Here is a 14031-nt window from a genome sequence, read left to right as displayed (position 1 = left end):
GTCAGCGTGGACACTAGCGCCCGATGCCGAACACTCTGCCCCCGGACAGCGAGCGACCCGACGCCGCCACATCGCTGCCCGTCTCGCCGCGCGAGGCGGCGATGCACGCGCTTGTCTACCGTCGTCTGCTGCGTGAGAGTCCGCGGGCGAGCGGCCGCCGGATCGCAGGCTGGGTCGGCACGCTGGTCATCCATCTGTTGTTTCTGTTCGGGATGATCCTGGGGCCGGCGTATGACGTTCTCCCGCCACCGCCCGAACCGGAGCACCCGGACGCCCTGCAGGTGCGCCTCATCGACAAGCCGCCACCGCCGAAGCCACCCGTGCGCGGCACGCCGTCGACGGCCGCCGTGGCCAAGGTCAAATACACCACGAAGTGGTCCACCGCAGCCAGCCGCGCGGCCCAGGGTTCGCACGCGGCCGCCGTGGCGGCGGCGAAAACGCCATCGCGCCCTGCCGTGGCGGTGCCAGCCGCACAAGCCCCCAGGGTGAAGGCCGCTGCGAAGCCCGCGGCGCCACCGCCGAGCGTGGCGGCGGTGGCGGATCGCCCTGTGGTTCAGCCCAAGGCGCCGCCACCGCAGCCCGAGCTGGAGAAGGTCCCGGTTCCCACTCAGACACCGCCCGATCTGGCGATGGATACGCCCAAGCCCCAGGTCGTGCCCCCGACATTCCAGCCGGAACCCGTGCGTCCGCCGCAAGCGGAAGGCCTCGCGCCGATGCCTCCGCCGGCCTCGCTGGCGATTCCGCCGACGCCAGCGTCGCAGATGACCGTTACGCCGACGCCGCCCACGATCACCTCCGAAAGGACGGCGCCCGTTCCCAAAACGTCGATGACGCTGGCGACGGTGCCGCGTCCGGACGTGGAGGAAAGCGCCGCACCGCCGACGCCACAGGACGCGCCCTTGCCCGAGGTCGCTCCCGAGCCGGTGGCGCCGCCGAAGCCCGACCTGGCGATGGATACGCGCCCCGTTCCGCCGAAGGTATCCGTGCAGCCCGTGACCGCGCCGCCGGTCGAGGCCGATGCCGATCTCGAGGCCGTACCGCTCCCGGACGCGGCCGCCAGACCGACGGTGTCGGCACCCGTCGCTACGGTGGACCGCCCGGCGGTGCAGGCGCCGGCGGTGTCGCCGGGTGAGATGCAGCGTCCGGTGGCCGGCGCCGAGACGGCGCCATCGGCGCCTGGTCAGGCCCCGGGCGACACGGCCGCCGGTGAATCGACGGCACAGGCGGCCGCCAGCCAGGGCAAGCAGGGTGACAACAAGGCGGCCGAGCCCGTGCAAGGCCAGTCGGCGGGTAAGGCATCCCCCGGCGACGCCAACGTCGCCGGCTCGAACACTCCTGGCGCGAACCAGGAGTCCGGCAAGCCGGGCGCGGCCAGGGGCGCGGACGAAGGCGACCGCGTCACCGGCGCCAACGGCACGTCGGATCGCAGCGACGGGGTCGCTGGCGGGCAGGGCGTAAAAGCGGGGCAGGTCGGCGCGTACACCGAGCTGAGGCCACGCGGAAACGTTCTGCCGCAGAACGGCGCGCGCGTGCATATCGACTACAAGGCGACCCGTTTCGACGGCGCCTGGACGCCCAAGGGCGAATCGTCCGTCGATACGGCCGTGCGTCATGGTGTCGAGGCGACGACGGTGAAGTTCGCGGTGCCGCTCCCTCGCGGCATCCGCCTCAATTGCACGGCGGGTCCGGGTAACGCCGGCAGCAAGGCGGCGGGCAATCCGGGAATGAATGCGATCTCCCTGCTGACGCTGGGCTGCAGCGGCGGCGACGGTCCGCCCAAGCCGGCCAGTCAGGACGCCGTGGCGAAGACCCAGACCATGGCGCCGGCGAAGCCGCTGGCGGAGAACCTGCCGCCCGCGAACAGCTCCACCGTCGCCGCCGCACCGGTCGCACTGGATAACACCGCGCTCTGCACGACGGCGCGCATCACGGGCGGGCCCTTGCCACCCGGTTGCGAGGGGTCGATCAAGATCAACGTGCCCGCGCCGTCGGCGAATTCCGGCTCGTGGGTACCCGCGAGCGATCAGTTCAAGTAGGCAGACGGCGAATTTCGGTGCCCGCGACCATGTCGTGGATCGCACGGCGCCGATGATCGAACCAGGCGGGGCTCAGCAGGATCGCCCAGCCGATGACCGGCGCCCACAGGGCCGCCTTCAGCGACGTCAGCGGAAAAATCAGCACGAGCGCGAGCGGAAGCGCCGCGATGACGAGGCGCACGGATCCGCGCTTCCAGCTCGCTCGCTCGCCCCTGGCATCCGTGACACGGATGCGCCACGGCCGCATGCCGAGCGTCTGTCCGCCGCGCACCCACGACAGCAGAAAATAAGCGCCCACCACGAGGCCCTGTAGCGGCTGATACCACCAGGTCAGCATCCGCCCGTGCTCGTCGAACAGCTTCCCGCCGGTGACCATCTGCGCGAGCAGGCCCACCACCATCACGATGGCGACGACCGCGAGCACGTCGTAGACGATCGCCGCGAAGCGGCGCCATGCGGGAGCGGGCGAAGTCGGAGTCATGCGATTCCACGGCGTTGGCGACGCGGCATTGTAGACGGGTCCAGGCATGCGAAGATTTGCGCATGCCCACGGATACCCAGCCTCAGACGGCCGCCGAACTCGCCGCCGACGATACGCGCCTGATCGCCCGCTTCATCGAGCGCGTCTGGTCGGAAGACGGTCTCGCCGAGCGCACGCTCGAAGCCTACAAACGCGACCTTGAGGGGCTGGCGCGCTGGCTCGGCACGCGGGGAAAGGGGCTGGCCACGGCCGGTCGCGACGATCTGTCCGCGTATCACGGGAGCCAGCCCGTCGCCGTGCGCAGCATGGCGCGGCGACAGTCGGCCTTTCGCCGGTTTTACGCGCAGCTGGCGCGCGACGACGGTGCGCGAGAGGATCCGACCTTGCTGATGCAGCGCCCGCGCATGCCGCGTGGCCTGCCCAAGGCGCTTGCCGAGCGGGAGATCGAGTCGCTGATTGTCGCACCGGACAGCGGCACTCCGCTGGGCCAACGTGACCGCGCGATGCTCGAATTGATGTACTCCTCCGGCTTGCGGGTGTCGGAACTGGTCGATCTGCCACTGGCGGGTCTGAACACGCGGCAGGGCGTACTGCGGGTCACCGGCAAGGGGGGCAAGGACCGGCTCGTGCCCGTGGGAGAGGAGGCGCTGGCGCATGTGGAAACCTACCTGCGCGAGGCGCGTCCCCTGCTGGCGAAAGGGCACGGCCAGCCGGCGGCGTTGTTCCTTTCGAAGCGGGGCGGAGCGATGACCCGGCAGATGTTCTGGACCCTCGTCAAACGTTATGCCGTGCAAGTAGGCATTCCATCGAAACGGGTATCCCCGCACGTCCTGCGTCACTCCTTCGCTACGCATCTTCTCAATCACGGCGCCGACCTGCGTGCCCTGCAGATGCTGCTCGGTCACAGCTCGCTGAGCACCACACAGATCTATACCCTGGTGGCTAAGGAAGGTCTCAAGCGCCTTCACGCCCAGCACCACCCGCGCGGCTGACGCCCATGCCACAATCGGGGGAACCGAAAGCGGCGAACGTGTTCCAACGCTCTCCCGCATCCCCCCGGTGACAGATGGAGTCGTACCGATGTTGAAAAAATTCCTCCCGGCGCTGGTGGCTGGCGCTTTCGCCATGGGCGCCCACGCCGCCGACGATACGAAAGCCGTCCGCGACGCGGTCGAGGCGCTTGGCCCGGGCATTACGGTGGATAGGATCTCCGCCGCGCCGATGCCGGGTTTCTATCAGGTCGTGGCCTCGGGCCGCATGGTTTATGTCAGCGCCGATGGCCGTTACATGATCAACGGCAACCTGATCGACCTGAAGTCGAAGACCGATCTCAGCGCCGCCAGCTGGGCCGCCACACGCAAGGTCGAGCTCGCCAAGGTGCCGGCCTCGCAGCGCCTCATCTACGCGCCCGCCAATCCCAGGCACACCGTCACCGTCTTCACCGACGTCGACTGCGGTTTCTGCCGCCAGCTGCACTCGCAGATCGCCGAGTACAACAAGCAGGGTATCGCGGTGGAATACGTGTTCTGGCCGCGCGAGGGCGTGAAGACCACGGCGGGCAACGACACCCCCTCGTATACCAAGGCCGTCTCGGTCTGGTGCGCCGCCGACCGCAAGAGCGCCTTCAACGCGGCGATGAGCGGCGCGACCCCCAAGGCCGCCACCTGCGCCAATCCGGTGAAGGACGAGTTCGAGCTGGGCGAGCGTCTGGGCGTGAACGGCACCCCGACCATCGTTACCGAGAACGGCGACGTCGTAGGTGGCTATGTCACCCCGGCTCAGCTGCTGAAGGCCCTTCAGGCCCCGGCCGGCACCATCCGCGGCGGCTGATCCAGCCGGTCGCCGGCAACATCGGGCCCGCCCCGATGTTGCCGCGCAACATCATGTAGAATGGGCGTTTTCCTTCAGCGCCTATACCTCCCCGCATGATCGCACTCGACGGGCAGAGCGCCCTCTCTCCATTTCGCCTGGAACGACTGAACGCCCACCTGGATGCCCTGCATCACGGAACGCGGGTTCAGGCCGCCTGGTTCACGTACTTCGTGGACGGCTCCGCCGCGCCGGAGGGTGAGGCGCGTGCGCGTCTGCTCGCCGTGCTCGAGGCGAAGACCACGGCCCCCGAAAACGCGACGTTCTGGGTCGTGCCGCGGCTGGGCACCATTTCCCCCTGGTCGAGCAAGGCCACCGACATCCTTCACGGCGCGGGTTTCGACGTGCGCCGTGTGGAGCGTGGCACCGCGTGGCAGGTCACCGGCATGCCGGCGGCCGGCGATCCGGCCTACGCCTCGGTGATGGCCGCGTTCTGCGACCCGATGGTGCAGTCGCCGCTGATCCGTCTGGATGACGCCGCCGGCCTGTTCCTGGCGGGCGAGCCGGGTCCTCTGGGTCATGTGGAACTGGGCAGCGACGCCAGCGCGGCGCTGGCCGCCGCCAACAAGGAACTGGGCCTGGCCCTGGCCGACGACGAAATCGCGTACCTGGCGGATCGTTACGCCGAGATGGGTCGTCCGCCGACCGACGCCGAGCTGATGATGTTCGCCCAGGCGAACTCCGAGCACTGCCGGCACAAGGTGTTCAACGCCAGCTGGACGCTGGACGGCAAACCGCAGGACATCTCGCTGTTCGGCATGATCAAGAACACGCACCAGAAGTCGCCCGCGCACACCTTGTCCGCGTACCACGACAACGCGGCGGTGATCGAAGGCTATGAAGGCCAGCGCCTGTTCGTCGATCCCGCCGACGGCGTGTTCCGCACGGTGGCGGAATCCGCGCCGTACGCCATCAAGGTGGAAACGCACAACCATCCGACGGCGATCGCCCCCTGGCCGGGCGCAGCCACCGGTGCCGGTGGCGAGATCCGCGACGAGGGTGCCACGGGCCGCGGTGGCAAGCCGAAGGCCGGCCTCACCGGGTTCTCGGTATCGCACCTGCGTATTCCGGGCTTGCCGCGCCCGTGGGAAAAAGATCGTCCGCTGCCGCCGCGCATGGCCTCGGCGTTTGAAATCATGCGTGACGGTCCGCTCGGCGCCGCCGCGTTCAACAACGAATTCGGTCGTCCCGCGCTGGGCGGCTACTTCCGCACCTTCGAGCAGGAAACCGGCGAGAAGGGCGTCCGTCGTGGTTACGACAAGCCGATCATGATCGCCGGCGGCCTTGCCGCCATCCGTCCCGACCACGTGCAGAAGCGTGCCGTCCGTCCGGGCGACAAGGTCATTGTGCTCGGTGGCCCCGCGATGCTGATCGGGCTGGGCGGCGGTGCCGCCTCGTCGGTCTCGTCGGGTACCTCCAGCGCGGAGCTCGATTTCGCCTCCGTGCAGCGCGATAACCCGGAAATGGAGCGTCGCTGCCAGCAGGTCATCGACGCCTGCTGGGCGCGCGGCGACCACAACCCCATCGTCAGCATCCACGACGTCGGCGCGGGCGGTGTGTCCAACGCCATCCCCGAAATCCTCAACGACGCCGGCGTCGGTGGCATCATCGACCTGTCGAAGCTGCCTTGCGACGATCCGACGCTCTCGCCCATGCAGGTGTGGAGCAACGAATCGCAGGAGCGCTACGTACTCGCCATCGGGCCGGACGAACTCCCCGAGTTCGAAGCGTACTGCGCGCGCGAGCGCTGCCCGTACGCGGTCGTCGGCGATGCGACGGAAGAAGCCCGCCTGATCGTTCGCGACACGCGTCGCGACATCACCGTTATCGATCTCGGCATGGATGTGCTGTTCGGCAAGCCGCCGCGCATGCACCGCGATGCCGTGACGGTAAAACCGCGCGTCGACCTGGTCGCCGACCTCTCCGGCATGGGCATGGATGAAGCGCTGCTGCGCGTGCTTCGTCTGCCCGCCGTCGGGAGCAAGAGCTTCCTCATCACCATCGGCGATCGCACCGTCGGCGGCCTCAACGCGCGCGACCCGATGGTCGGCCCGTGGCAGGTGCCGGTGGCCGATGTGGCCGTCACCATGACGGACTTCGACGGCTACACGGGTGAAGCGATGGCGATGGCGGAACGTGCTCCCGTCGCGCTTCTGTCCAGCGCCGACGCGGCGCGCATGGCCGTGGGTGAAGCGATCACCAATCTCGCCGCCGCCTCCATGAAGCTGGACGAAGTGCGCCTGTCCGCCAACTGGATGGCCGCGGTCAATCACCCTGGCGAAGACGCCGCGTTGTTCGACGCGGTCAAGGCGGTCGGCATGGAACTGTGCCCGGCGCTGGATATCTCGGTGCCGGTCGGCAAGGACTCCCTGTCCATGCAGACCGTGTGGACCGACGAGGCCGGCAAGGCGCAGAAGACCGTCTCGCCCGTCTCGCTCGTCATTACCGGCTTCGCCCGCGTCGACGACGTGCGCCGCACGCTCACGCCGCAGCTCAAACTCGATCGTGGCGATACGGAGCTCTGGCTCATCGATCTGGGAGCCGGTCGCGATCGCCTCGGCGGCTCCGCGCTCACCCAGGTATTCAATCGTGGCGGCGGTGTGCCGCCGGATCTGGATGACCCGAAGCGCCTGCGCGCCATGTTCGAGCTCATCCAGGAAGCCAATCGCTCCGGCCTGCTGCTCGCGTATCACGATCGCGCGGACGGCGGTGCCATCGTCACGCTCCTCGAAATGGCGTTCGCGGGTCATTGCGGCCTCGAAATCCGTCTCGACGGCTGGGCCGAAGCCACGCTTCGCGCACTCTTCAACGAAGAGCTCGGTGCCGTGGTGCAGGTGGCTTCGGCCAATCGCGAAGCCTTCGAAGCCTTGCTGGTGAAGTACGGCCTCGCGAGCATGACCCACATGGTCGGCCGGCCGAAGGAAAAGCTTGGCATCAAGCTGCACCTGAACGGGGAAACCGCGTTCAAGTGGAACTGGACCGAGCTGTTCCGTGCCTGGAACGAAACCAGTCACGCCATGCAGCGTCTGCGCGACAACCCGCACAGCGCCGGCCAGGAAAGCGAGTGGCGCCTCGACGATGCCGATCCGGGCATCTCGCCGAAGCTCACGTTCGACCCTGCCGACGACATCGCCGCGCCGTACATTCAGTCCGGCAAGCGCCCGCGCGTGGCGATCCTGCGCGAGCAGGGCGTGAACGGCCAGGTGGAAATGGCCGCCGCGTTCGATCGTGCCGGCTTCGACGCGGTCGATGTGCACATGACCGATCTCGTTTCCGGTCGTCATCATCTGAAGGACTTCGTGGGCCTCGCGGCCTGCGGTGGATTCTCCTACGGTGACGTCCTGGGAGCCGGCCGCGGCTGGGCTACCTCGATCCTCTACAACGACGCGCTGCGCGAGCAGTTCGCCCGGTTCTTCGAAGACGGCAGCAAGTTCGCGCTGGGCGTGTGCAATGGCTGCCAGATGCTTTCGCAGCTGAAGGACATCATTCCCGACGCGAAGCACTGGCCGCAGTTCCTGCGCAATCAGTCGGAGCAGTACGAAGCCCGCGTGGCCACGCTCGAGATCCTCGACACGTCGAGCGTCTTCTTCCGTGGCATGGCGGGTTCGCGCATTCCGGTCGCGGTCGCGCACGGCGAAGGCCGTGTGTACTTCCCGAACGTCTGCAGCCCCTCTAAGAGCCACGGCGCCGCACGTTTCGTCGACAACCGCGGCAGGCCGACCGAGAGCTACCCGCTCAATCCCAACGGGTCGCCGGGCGGTCTCGCCGCGTTCACCGCCGCCGACGGTCGCGTCACGATCATGATGCCGCATCCGGAGCGTGTGTTCCGTAGCGCGCAGCTGAGCTGGCATCCGGAAAACTGGGGCGAAGATTCCCCGTGGATGCGCATGTTCCGCAACGCGCGGGCCTGGGTCGGCTGATTCTCCGGAGAAGACGGTGAATACACCCGGCCTCACGAGCGTTGTCGTCGTCCTTGCGGACAGCGGCCCGTTCACCCGCGAGTGCGTGGATCACGCGCTCGCCAGTGACGTGCCCGTCGAAGTCATCGTCGTCGATAACGGCTCGGCCGATGGCGTTCCCGAGTCGCTGGACCGCGCCTATGCGGGCGACGACCGGGTGCGGGTCGTTTACAACCGCGCCAATCTCGGCTTCGGCCCCGCCGTGAACCGCGGTGCGGCGCAGGCGCGCGGGGAACGTCTGCTCATCCTCAATCCCGACTGCCTCGTCGAGCCGGACACCATCGCGCGGATGTCCGCACATATCGATGTCCACACCGGCATCGTCGGCGCGGTCGTATGCGACAACGAGGGTCATCCCGACCCGGCATCGCGCCGCCGCGATCCGTTGCTGGCTCGCGCGCTGCGTACCAAGCTTGGACTGGCCGGTGACGCGGGTATCGATATTCAGGGGCCCATTCCCAGTGGCGCGGAAGAGGTCGAGATCGTCTCCGGCGCCATCATGCTCATCCCGCGTCAGGTGTTCGACCGCCTGGCGGGTTTCGACGAAACCTACTTCCTCCACTGCGAGGATATGGATCTCTGTCGCCGTGCGCGCGACGCCGGATACCGGGTCGTCCTCTCCGGCGACGTGCGTGTCCTGCACGGGAAGGGCGGATCCAGCCGTCATCGTCCCGTTTTCGTCAGCCGCCACAAGCATCGCAGCATGTACCTCTGGTTTCGCCGGCACGATCCCTCCGCGCGTAACCCGTTCGTGCGCTGGGCGGTCTGGCTCGGCATCTGGAGCCATTTCCTGCTGAAGATCCCCGGCCAGCTGATGCGCAAGCCGCGATGAGCGCGCGGAAAGGCGGTGGTCTCGCCACCATCGGGCTGCTATCGGTCACGGCGATCTGGGGATCCACTTTCGTCCTGATCAAGGACGTCGTCGGTCGTATGGCCGTGGTCGATTTTCTTGCCGTGCGCTTCTTTCTCGCCGCCATCGTGATGCTCGTGCTCTTCGCGCGGCCGGTCTGGCGTCTTGGCCGTGCGGAGCGCAGGCGTGGCCTCGCACTCGGCGTGCTCTACGGGTTCGCGCAGTGGCTGCAGACGGAAGGCCTTGCGCTGACCTCGCCCAGTGTCAGTGGCTTCGTTACCGGCATGTATGTCGTGCTTACACCGATTCTGGCGCTCGTGCTGTTCCGCCAACGTATGCCGCTGAGTACATGGCTGGCCGTCGTGCTGGCGACCGCGGGCCTCGGGGTTCTGGCCCTGAACGGCTTCCAGATCGATATCGGTGTGCTGCTGACCCTCGCGTCCGCGGCCCTGTACGCGCTGCACATCGTTGGACTGGGCCATTGGTCGAAACCGGGCGATGCCTTCGGCATGTCGGCCGTCCAGATGGTCGGTATCGCCGCCGTGTGTCTGCTTGCGACGTTGCCCCACCATGGCCCGTCGTTGCCGCCGGACGGCAAGGCCTGGATTGCCGTGCTGTACATGGCGCTGGTCGCGGGCGCCTTTGCGATGCTGGTCCAGACCTGGGCACAGGCGCACATGCCGGCGACCCGCGCCGCGATCGTGATGACGACCGAGCCGGTGTTCGCGGCGGGATTCGCCGTGCTGCTTGGCGTCGACGCGCTTACGACGCGCATGGTCGCTGGCGGAACGATGGTGCTTGCCGCGATGTATCTGGTGGAGCTGGCGCCACGCTTCCGCCGGCGTCGGCCGGCGGAAGCGTTGCATCACGACGTCGGATAGCGGTTACTTCGTGGTCGTGAACTTGTAGGTCATCGTGTTCTTGTAGGTCTTGCCCGGCTCCAGGCGCGCGGAGCCGAAGTCAGGATGGTTCGGGGTATCGGGGAAGATCTGCGGCTCGAGCGCGAAGGCATCGCCCTGACGATAGATACCGCCCGATTTGCCCGACGACGTCGCGTCGAGGAAATTACCCGAATAGAACTGCAGGCCCGGCTGTGCGGACCACAGCGACAGCACGCGTCCGCTCTTCGGATCCGTCACCCGCGCCACCTCGCGCGGCTGCGCGGCTTCCTTCCGTGAGATCACCCAGTTGTGGTCGTAGCCCCGGCCAAAGACCAGCTGCTGTTCTTTCGAGTCGCGGATGTCCTTGCCGATCGGCTTGGCCTTGCGGAAATCGAAATCGGTTCCCGCCACGTTGCGCACTTCGCCCAGCGGAATCGCCGTCGCGTCGGTGGGCAGATAGGCATCGCCCGCGATCATCAGTACCTGGTCCATGACGCTGCCGCTGCCTTCACCGCTGAGGTTCCAGTAGGTGTGGTTGGTGATGTTGACGATGGTCGGCGCGTCCGTCGTCGCGGTGTATTCGATGGTCAGCTCGTTCTTGTCATCCAGCGAGTACTTCGCCGTGGCGGTGAGCTTGCCGGGGTAACCCTGGTCGCCATCGGGACTGACGTAGGTCAGCGTGACGCTGGGGGTGGCGCCGGATTCGACCTTGTCGACGGTCCAGATGACCTTGTCGAAGCCGACCTTGCCGCCGTGGAGGGAGTTCGGGCCATTGTTCACCGGCACCGAGTACTGCTTTCCATCGAGCGTGAACTTGCCCCTGGCGATACGGTTGGCATACCGGCCAACGGTGTTGCCGAAGTACTGCGGATTGTCGAAAGTGCCCTTCAGGTCGGGGTAGCCGAGGACGATGTCACCCGGTTTACCGTTGCGATCCGGCACATCGAGTGCATAGAGCGCGGCCCCGAGCGACAAGACTTTCGCGGTCATCCCCTTGCCGTTGGTGAGGGTGACCACGGTGACGTCCTTGCCATCCGGCGTCGTGCCGAAAGAGGCCCTGGAAGCTTCGCCGGCGGTTGCCGCGGCGGAAGTTGCCAGGAGGATCGCCGAGACCAGTGCGCTTACCGGTTTCATCACAACTCGACTCCTTTGGGTGGGTAGTCCTGCGACCAGATCATATTTGTCCGACAAGTGACAAGTTGCGCTGCATCATCGCGTAACGCCGTTACGTCGCTAGGATGGGCGGGTCGTTGCGGAAAAGGCATGGTGTGATGGCTGGGAAGGCGGGCGGGGCGAAGAATCTGCATGCGAGAGTGACCGAGGACATCGGCGAATCCATCGTCAGCGGCGTCTTCGCGCCGGGCGATGCCTTGCCCGGGGAAGCCGTGCTCGCCGAGCAGATGGCGGTCAGCCGGACCGTGCTGCGCGAGGCGCTGAAGGTCCTGGCCTCGAAAGGCCTGATCGAGACACGCCAGAAGACCGGTATGCGCGTGCGCGAGCCGAAATTCTGGAAGCACCTCGATGCCGACGTGCTGGGCTGGCGCTGCGCGTCCATGCCGACGGAAGACTTTGTCGAGAAGCTGGTCGAGATGCGCGAGATCATCGAGCCCGCCGCCGTCATGGCCGCGGCGCGGCGACGCGAGCCGGAGCAGCTTGCCGTCATCGCCGCGGCACTGAAGGGTATGGAGGATGCCGCCGATCTCGATGCCTGGGCCGCGGCGGACCTGCGCTTCCACGAGGCGGTGCTGGCCGCGACGAATAACGAACTGCTGAGCGCCTTGTTTTCGGTGATCGAGACGGCGCTGGCGACCTTCTTCGTGATGTCCGCGCGCACAGCGAAGCATTTCAAATACTCGCTGCCGCAGCATCGGGCGGTGTACGAAGCCATTCGTCGACGTCGTCCGAATGAGGCCGCCGTGGCCGTGCGTGCCCTGATCGCCGATTCGCGGGCGAACATGCGTAAGGGGCGGAAGAAGTAAGGGTGGCCGCTTCGCGCCGCGTGCCCGGCGGCAATCGTCTTCGATTTTCAGAATAGTTCCATATCCATGGACGCTTGACCTGCTTAGTCTGCCTCATTCGGTTCGCCCGTCGGTGCAAGGAGGCAGAAATGTATGAATCTCGTTTTTCAGTCGGGTTTCGCGAGGTGTCGCCATGAGCTCGCTACCCGTAGCCGCCAAGGGCGACACGACCACCGGCGGCGGGGAAGTCCTCCAGGGGACCCCTTGCGCGTTCCTGCGCGGAGGTGTCCTCGCCGCCTATCTCGGCGCGGCTGTGCGATGCGATGTTCATGGCATGACCGTGATCGCGGAAGCGACGGCCAGAATTACTGGCGGTGACAACCGACTGGCCCGCGATGGCGACAGGCTGGCATGCGGGCATCTGATCGTCGTCCGAGAACCTCATGGCGTGTTCTCAGATCATTGGCTCGAAAACAATGACGATCCGTCCTCTCCCTCTCCCTCTCAGGCTCAGCGCAGAAGAGTCGAAAACTCGGGGGAAGGGCCACGCTCCCGTCGGATCACCCCTGCCTGGCGGTCGATCGGGCGTCTTAGATGAAGCGTATTCCCTCGTAGTCCGTTTTTGCGACACCGAAGGACGCCCCCACGCTTTGCCGCGATGCCTGAAGCAGATAGCCGGAGATCGCGCCTTGTCAGCTGCCGTGGACACCGCGGGCGTCTCACGGCGGGTCACGTATGGAGGCCCCGCTGTCATCGACGTGGCCCACTCCATTCCATTGGTCGAGGTCGCCTGATATGTCCCTCAACAGTTTCTCCGACGCCCTCGATGGTGCCCCTCAAGATGCGCTGGTGAGTCCCCAGCACCTGGATCTTCGGCTCAAGCCGGCCACCGACACCTCGCCCGTGGACATTGTGATCCCTACGATGAAGTTAACGGCCATCCCGGGCGCGATGCGAAAGATGGGATGGGAGGTGGCGGCCTCGCTTATGGATCGTTGGTTTGCTTCTCCGGCATGGGAGATGCCTTCGTACTGGAAAGATCCCGGCAGCCAGCCGCCGGGGAATATCGCGCTACCTCGAGCGACCCAGATCCCAGCGGCACACGTAGATAACCGCATCGTCACGATGGATTGGGCGATGACGTTTCCAAGATGCCAGGCAGCTTGCAGGCAGTTGCTCGAAAAGGTGAGCAACCCAGCCGCAGTAAATCGTCTTCGGCGAGTGCTCAAGGATGCTCGGTGGGACGGTGTTAGCCGGTTTTCATTGGGTCGGGTTGATTACGATGCAAGAGAGATAGATGAGACCTGCCAGGTCAACATGGTGACCCTGGGGACAATGGGCGACACACTCGACGACATGTATGGTGCTCTCGGCGTTGCGACGGTAAAGATTGGAGTTGTTGGCGAGGCGATGCTGGATACCATAACCGGCCGCCAGATTTTCACGGTGCAGAAGGTCGGGATATACATTCGCGACTACTACGATTTCAATGGCTTTTAGTTTCTTGGGACGTGGACTGAGAGCGGCGTCCTATCAAAGGGGCAGATGCTCGCGAATGCGTTTATGGATGCACAGGTCTACGCTTGGCAGGGCGATGGCATCGGGACAGTTTTTAATAGCGACTTTGCCGAATACCGCAAGCGGTACGGCAGAGGGGGCGACTTTGTGATCTATTCCGATGTGCTCTGGATCAGCTATAGCTACGCAATCGACCTCAGTGATCCGACGTGAAGACCGCTCTAGCCTTTGTGTCAACGGCAGCACTCGGCTCACTCTCGCTCTATCAAGTATCGGAGTGGTGGCAGGTCGCGTTGGCTACCCCTCTCTACTCGGCGACGAGTCCGGATACTTGCCTACGACTGGAAGCATATTCTCCGTACTGGGTGCTACCGGGAAACCTTCATCGACAGCCTCATCCCGATCCCGAGTCAGAGGTTCCTTTCCTGCTGCCGTGGAGGTCTCCGGTGTTCTTTCGACTCTACGAGATGTCGTCTAAC

General features: G+C 66.1%; 10 protein-coding genes and 1 pseudogene. 8 read left to right on the top strand and 3 right to left on the bottom strand.

Annotation, left to right across the window (positions count from 1 at the left end):
* The first annotated feature begins 23 nt into the window (after nt 1–23).
* On the top strand, nt 24–2036 hold the full coding sequence (locus tag BLT40_RS08025) for a hypothetical protein (protein WP_090352618.1): 2013 nt from the start codon (nt 24–26) through the stop codon (nt 2034–2036).
* Here the strand turns inward: BLT40_RS08025 and BLT40_RS08020 are convergent.
* Nucleotides 2029–2517 (bottom strand): RDD family protein, encoded by a 489-nt coding sequence (locus tag BLT40_RS08020; protein ID WP_090352617.1) that lies wholly within the window; start codon nt 2515–2517, stop codon nt 2029–2031. The genes BLT40_RS08025 and BLT40_RS08020 overlap by 8 nt on opposite strands.
* Before the next feature lie 62 nt (nt 2518–2579).
* On the opposite strand from BLT40_RS08020, the gene xerD reads away from it, so the two are divergent.
* The 5 genes from xerD to BLT40_RS07995 all read left to right on the top strand — a co-directional run bounded on the left by xerD (nt 2580) and on the right by BLT40_RS07995 (nt 10076).
* On the top strand, nt 2580–3509 hold the full coding sequence (gene xerD, locus BLT40_RS08015) for a site-specific tyrosine recombinase XerD (protein WP_090352616.1): 930 nt from the start codon (nt 2580–2582) through the stop codon (nt 3507–3509).
* An 88-nt stretch (nt 3510–3597) separates the two neighbouring features.
* Complete coding sequence (locus BLT40_RS08010; RefSeq protein WP_090352615.1) at nt 3598–4347, top strand: DsbC family protein; 750 nt, start codon at nt 3598–3600, stop codon at nt 4345–4347.
* Nucleotides 4348–4442: 95 nt separating this feature from the next.
* Nucleotides 4443–8306: a phosphoribosylformylglycinamidine synthase gene (purL, locus tag BLT40_RS08005; protein WP_090352614.1), complete on the top strand. Its 3864-nt coding sequence runs from the start codon at nt 4443–4445 to the stop codon at nt 8304–8306.
* A gap of 16 nt (nt 8307–8322) precedes the next feature.
* On the top strand, nt 8323–9177 hold the full coding sequence (locus tag BLT40_RS08000; protein WP_090352613.1) for a glycosyltransferase family 2 protein: 855 nt from the start codon (nt 8323–8325) through the stop codon (nt 9175–9177).
* On the top strand, nt 9174–10076 hold the full coding sequence (locus BLT40_RS07995; protein ID WP_090352612.1) for a DMT family transporter: 903 nt from the start codon (nt 9174–9176) through the stop codon (nt 10074–10076). Before BLT40_RS08000 ends, BLT40_RS07995 begins: the two co-directional genes overlap by 4 nt.
* A 3-nt stretch (nt 10077–10079) precedes the next feature.
* Here BLT40_RS07995 and BLT40_RS07990 read toward each other — a convergent pair whose 3' ends face one another.
* Nucleotides 10080–11210 carry an aldose epimerase family protein gene (locus tag BLT40_RS07990; RefSeq protein ID WP_079522616.1) on the bottom strand — a complete coding sequence of 377 codons (1131 nt, stop codon included), beginning with the start codon at nt 11208–11210 and terminating at the stop codon, nt 10080–10082.
* Between the two features lie 137 nt (nt 11211–11347).
* Here BLT40_RS07990 and BLT40_RS07985 point away from each other — a divergent pair, with 137 nt between their 5' ends.
* Complete coding sequence (locus BLT40_RS07985) at nt 11348–12055, top strand: FadR/GntR family transcriptional regulator (RefSeq protein ID WP_079522615.1); 708 nt, start codon at nt 11348–11350, stop codon at nt 12053–12055.
* Nucleotides 12056–12236: 181 nt separating this feature from the next.
* Here BLT40_RS07985 and BLT40_RS20600 read toward each other — a convergent pair whose 3' ends face one another.
* Nucleotides 12237–12479 (bottom strand): hypothetical protein, encoded by a 243-nt coding sequence (locus BLT40_RS20600; protein ID WP_255363977.1) that lies wholly within the window; start codon nt 12477–12479, stop codon nt 12237–12239.
* A gap of 290 nt (nt 12480–12769) precedes the next feature.
* Between BLT40_RS20600 and BLT40_RS07975 the strand changes: the two are divergent.
* Nucleotides 12770–13765 (top strand): annotated as a pseudogene (locus tag BLT40_RS07975) (DUF6402 family protein).
* Nucleotides 13766–14031 lie beyond the last annotated feature (266 nt).

Source organism: Dyella sp. 333MFSha, assembly GCF_900102405.1.
In the GTDB taxonomy this organism is placed as follows: Bacteria; Pseudomonadota; Gammaproteobacteria; order Xanthomonadales; family Rhodanobacteraceae; genus Luteibacter; species Luteibacter mycovicinus.
Note: the sequence above shows the minus strand (reverse complement) of the source record. Positions and strands in the feature narration are given on the sequence as shown.